The 4597-nt window shown below is 74.5% G+C and carries 5 protein-coding genes; 2 read left to right on the top strand and 3 right to left on the bottom strand.

The window, feature by feature from the left end; genetic code table 11:
* The first annotated feature begins 87 nt into the window (after positions 1 to 87).
* Complete coding sequence (locus FNH09_RS44725; RefSeq protein ID WP_338017873.1) at positions 88 to 1095, top strand: O-antigen ligase family protein; 1008 nt, start codon at positions 88 to 90, stop codon at positions 1093 to 1095.
* A gap of 48 nt (positions 1096 to 1143) precedes the next feature.
* On the opposite strand, the gene FNH09_RS44720 is transcribed toward FNH09_RS44725, so the two are convergent.
* A complete protein-coding gene (locus FNH09_RS44720; protein WP_152895602.1) occupies positions 1144 to 1689 on the bottom strand; it encodes a hypothetical protein in 546 nt (181 codons plus the stop codon).
* A 130-nt stretch (positions 1690 to 1819) separates the two neighbouring features.
* The gene (locus tag FNH09_RS44715; protein WP_162470055.1) at positions 1820 to 2605 is read right to left on the bottom strand and encodes an aspartate/glutamate racemase family protein; all 786 of its coding nucleotides are present in this window, start codon (positions 2603 to 2605) and stop codon (positions 1820 to 1822) included.
* Between the two features lie 39 nt (positions 2606 to 2644).
* Here FNH09_RS44715 and FNH09_RS44710 point away from each other — a divergent pair, with 39 nt between their 5' ends.
* Entirely contained in the window at positions 2645 to 3892 is a 1248-nt protein-coding gene (locus FNH09_RS44710; protein WP_162470054.1) for a glycosyltransferase, read from the top strand.
* A 36-nt stretch (positions 3893 to 3928) separates the two neighbouring features.
* On the opposite strand, the gene FNH09_RS47405 is transcribed toward FNH09_RS44710, so the two are convergent.
* A partial coding sequence (locus tag FNH09_RS47405; protein WP_420802843.1) for a TerD family protein occupies positions 3929 to 4597 on the bottom strand: 669 nt, incomplete at its 5' end.

Below are 4597 nucleotides of genomic sequence, written 5' to 3'. Positions count from 1 at the left end.
GTGCGGGGGGACGGCGTGGAGTTCACGGGGAGGGCGTCCGCTGCCGGTCCGGCGGCGGACGGCGAGAGACGCAACGCCTTCGACGGCGTGGGCGTCGTGGTGCTCGGGGCCTGCGCCGCCTGGTCCCTGCTGACGGCGACCGCGCACGACGGCCGCCCGGAGGGGGTGCTGCTCGCGGTGCTCGCCGTGGCGGCGGGCCATGCCGCCGGGCGGATCTTCGGGGCGCTGCTGCCGGTGGCGGCACCCTGCGCCGGGGCGCTGGCCGGGCTGGTCCTGACCTTGACCGTGCCGCATCTCGCGCCCGGACCGCAGATCGTCGCGCCGCTCGGACCCGCGGGAGCGACCGCGGCCCTGCTGACCCTCTCGGCCGGTGCCGCGTGCTGCGCCGCCTGGACCGCGCCCGCCCCGGCCGCACGACTGGCGGCGGGTGCGCTGGCCGCCGGGATCACCGTGACCGCGGCCGTCCGCGGCTCGGTCGTCGGCGCCGCCGCCTGCGTCGCGGTGCTGCTGTGCTCGCTCGCCGCGGGCCGGACGCGCCGGGGTGCCGGCATCGCGGTCCTGGCTCTGGCCACCGCCGTGGTCACCGGCCTGACCTGGGCGGTCGCCGGGAGCGCGCTGCCGGACGGGCTCGCCTCGGCCCTGGAGGGCGGGCTCACGACGCACCGGATCGAGCTGTGGCACGACGCACTGCACCTGGCGGGCCGGAACAGCGCCCTGGGCGTGGGCCCGGGGCGCTTCGGCGACCTCAGCGCGACGGCGGCAGCCGCGACGCCGTCCGACGGGAAGCCGCACTCGGCGCCGTTGCAACTGGCCGCCGAGCAGGGCGTGGTCGGTGTGATCCTGCTGGCGGCCGCCTACTGCTGGATGCTGGGCGCGCTGTGGCGCTCGCCGCGTCCCACGCCCGTCGTACTGACCGCGGGAGCCGCGCTGACGGCGCTGGCGGCCATCGCCTCGGTGGGCGACGCGCTGAGCTTCACCGCGGTGTCGGTCGGCGCGGGGCTCCTGGCCGGGCTGACCACGGCTCGGCCCTTGGCCCGCGAACCCGCACTCGAAGAATCGGATGAATCAGGCGAATCGAGGGTGCGCGCGGGGTGACCGACCGATCCCGTGACCGGGTCGCGGGCCCGGCGCTCCCGCGCCCGCTCAGTGCAGCGGGCCGTGCGCGTTGGAGCGCAGCCGGTCCCGGATGACGCGTACGGCCGCTTCGGCGTCGTCCACGGTGATCGTGAAGGTGTGTCCGTCCCACAGCCGCAGCACCACGCCCTCGCCCCGGCGTACGACGACCGCGGTGCCCCTCTCGGGCCGCCAGCGGTAACCCCAGCCGCCCCACTGGCGCGGGGTGACGAGCGGGGCGAAGTCGGCGTCGGCCACGTGCGCCAGCAGGATGCGGCGGCGCGGCACGCCGATGTGGCCGCACCGCACTTCCAGGGACTCCCTGTCGAGCTTCAGGTCGACGTGCACGAAGGCGAGGGTGCCGAAGAGGACGAGCAGGCCGGCCGCGATACAGCCGACGACGGCCATGGCGAGCGCGGCCGTGCCGGAGGTCCACGCCGAGTCGACAGCCAGTTCGATGCCGAGCGCCATGCAGGCGGCGCCGCCGAGCGCCAGCAGCCACTGGAAGCGGTTGGTGGCGCGCCCGGTCCAGATGTCCGGGTGCGGAGCGTCCACGTCCTGGGGGTGGTCCCTCATGGCATTGAGGTTACTCAGGTTTCACCGCGCGGGTACTGCGTCGCGCAGGTTGACTCCGCCGGCCGGGGGAGAGTGGCGGAGCGGAAGCGTCCGCCGGATGCCCGCGTCCCTCATGAGACCGGCTCGTCCGTCACGAGGCGGGGCTGGCCACCTGGAACAGCCGCCCCTCGGCGTACGCCAGCGCGGGCTGGGGCAGCGCGCCCTCACGCCCGCTGAGCAGCACCGTCACCGAACCGACCGCGGGCGCCTCGGGGGCGGCGACCGCACCGATGCGGCGCAGGGCCTGCGCGGCCACGGCACCGGCGGAGCCGTGCAGGACGAGCGGCGGGAGACCGGGGCGCTGCACGGCGGCGCGGATGCGGTCGGCGACCAGTTCGTAGTGGGTGCAGCCGAGGACCACGGTCGTGGTCTCCGCAGGGGTCAGCGCGGCGGCCGCGGCGACGGCGGCGTCGATGGCCGCCTCGTCGGCGTGCTCCACGGCCTCGGCCAGTCCCCAGCACGGCACCTCGGTGACGGCGACACCGTCGGCGAAGTCCCTGATGAGCCCCCGCTGATAGGGGCTGCCGGTGGTGGCGGGCGTGGCCCAGATCGCGACGGGGCCGCCGCCCGCGGCGGCCGGCTTGATCGCGGGCACCGTGCCGATGACCGGAATGCCGGGTTCGAGACGGGTGCGCAGGGTGTCCAGCGCGTGCACGGTGGCGGTGTTGCAGCCGACGATGAGGGCGTCCGGCCGGTGCGCTGCGGCGGCCTCCGCGACGGCCACGGCGCGCGCGGTGAGGTCCTGGGGAGTACGCGGCCCCCAGGGCATTCCGTCGGGGTCGAGGGAGAGAACCAGATCCGCGTCGGGCCGCAGGCGCCGTACCGCGGCGGTGGCCGCCAGCAGGCCGATTCCGGAGTCCATGAGCGCGATCTTCACCCGGCCACGATAGACGATGGGCTGCTGCGCGGCCCCACGGTGGGGCAGACTGCGCGGGTGAGCGCCATCACGTGGATCGCCGCCGCTTCTCTCGCCGCCTGGCTGTGGCTGCTGCTCTTCCAGGGCTTCTTCTGGCGTACGGACGTCCGGCTGCCGGCGCTGCGGGAGCCGCGGACCTGGCCGTCCGTCTGTGTCGTCGTACCGGCGCGCGACGAGGCCGCGATGCTGCCGTCGAGCCTTCCCTCGCTGCTCGCCCAGGACTACCCGGGCCGGGCGGAGATCTTCCTCGTCGACGACGGCAGCCGGGACGGTACCGGGGACCTGGCGCGCGAGCTGGCGCGACGGCACGGCGGACTGCCGCTGACGGTGGATTCGCCGGGCGAACCGCCCGCGGGCTGGACGGGCAAGCTCTGGGCGGTGCGGCACGGCATCGCCCTGGCACGCACGCGTGAGCCCGCTTACCTGCTGCTCACGGACGCCGACATCGCCCACGCGCCGGACAGTCTGCGTCGGCTCGTGGCCGGTGCCCGCACCGGAGGCTTCGACGTCGTCTCGCAGATGGCGCGGCTGCGGGTGGAGAGCCTGTGGGAACGGCTCGTGGTGCCCGCCTTCGTCTACTTCTTCGCCCAGCTCTATCCGTTCCGCCGGATCAGTAAGAGAAACAAGGAGAACAAGGAGAACAGGGAAGGAACGGCGGGCGAGAAGAAGGGGAAGAGGACCGGGACGGCGGCCGCGGCGGGCGGCTGTGTCCTGCTGAGCGCCGAGGCCGCGGAGCGGGCCCGGATCCCGGACTCCATCCGGCACGCCGTCATCGACGACGTCGCCCTGGCGCGGGCCGTCAAGCGCACCGGGGGCCGGGTCTGGCTCGGCCTGGCCGACGGCGTGGACAGCGTGCGCCCCTATCCGCGGCTGCGCGATCTGTGGCGGATGGTCTCGCGCAGCGCCTACGCGCAGCTGCGCCACAACCTCCTTCTGCTGGCCGGCACGGTCGGCGGACTGGCGCTGGTGTACCTGGCGCCGCCCGTCACCCTGGTCGTGGGGGCGGCGCTGGGCGATCCCGCGACCGCCGTGCTCGGCGGCACGGCCTGGCTGGTGATGGCCGGGACGTACGTACCGATGCTGCGTTACTACCGGCAGTCGTGGTGGTTGGCTCCCCTGCTTCCGTTCACCGCGTTCCTGTACCTGCTGATGACGGTCGACTCCGCGGTGCAGCACTACCGGGGCCGGGGTGCCGCCTGGAAGGGCCGCACCTACCCGCGTCCCGAGCCCGTCGCCGACGAGGGCTGATCCGCCCCCGGACGCCGGACCTCGGACCGGCCTCGCCTATTTCCGGCCGGGCGTCCAGTCCATGCCCCATCCGTAGGTGTGGTCGACGGTCCGCTGCGGGCTCACCCCGCGCTGGGGCACCAGGTAGCGGGCCTCGCGCTGGACGACCAGGTCGCCGCCGTTGTTGGTGATGAGGGCGAGCGCGCACACCGTGGAGGGGACGGTGCACTCGTCGAGCGAGAAGTCGATCGGGGCGCCGTACTGCGGGGTGAGGGTGACCGTCGCGTGCAGGTCCGCGAAGGAGCGGGCACCCTCGTAGATGGTCACGAAGACGAGGATCCGCCGGAAGTCGCGCGCGTGGTCGAGGTTGATCGTGAGGTTCTCGCCGCTCGCCGTGGCGCCGGTGCGGTCGTCGCCGTCGAGGTGGATGTACGGCGGCCGGTCCAGGGCTCCGAACGCGTTGCCGAGTGCCTGGACGACCCCTTTGCGGCCGTCGGCGAGTTCGAACAGGGCGCACAGGTCGAGGTCGAGGTCTCTGTGCAGCGCGACGGCCCGGCCGCGCTTGCTGCCCCAGCCCGAGAACTGCTTGCGCACCTCCCAGTTGAGGTTCACGCGCATGGCGCCCGATGTGCCGCCCTGCTTGGTCAGCGAGACCGACGGCGTGGACTTCGTGAGGGTGACCTTGGACAGCCGGACCGGCTGGGCGGGGGGCGGCGGGGTCTGGTG

Source organism: Streptomyces adustus, assembly GCF_009377175.1.
GTDB lineage: Bacteria > Actinomycetota > Actinomycetes > Streptomycetales > Streptomycetaceae > Streptomyces > Streptomyces adustus.
Note: the sequence above shows the minus strand (reverse complement) of the source record. Positions and strands in the feature narration are given on the sequence as shown.

Bases quoted from the DNA above. Each gene is read 5' to 3' on its own strand.
- FNH09_RS44720 (WP_152895602.1), bottom strand. From the start codon at position 1,689: ATGAGGGACCACCCCCAGGACGTGGACGCTCCGCACCCGGACATCTGG.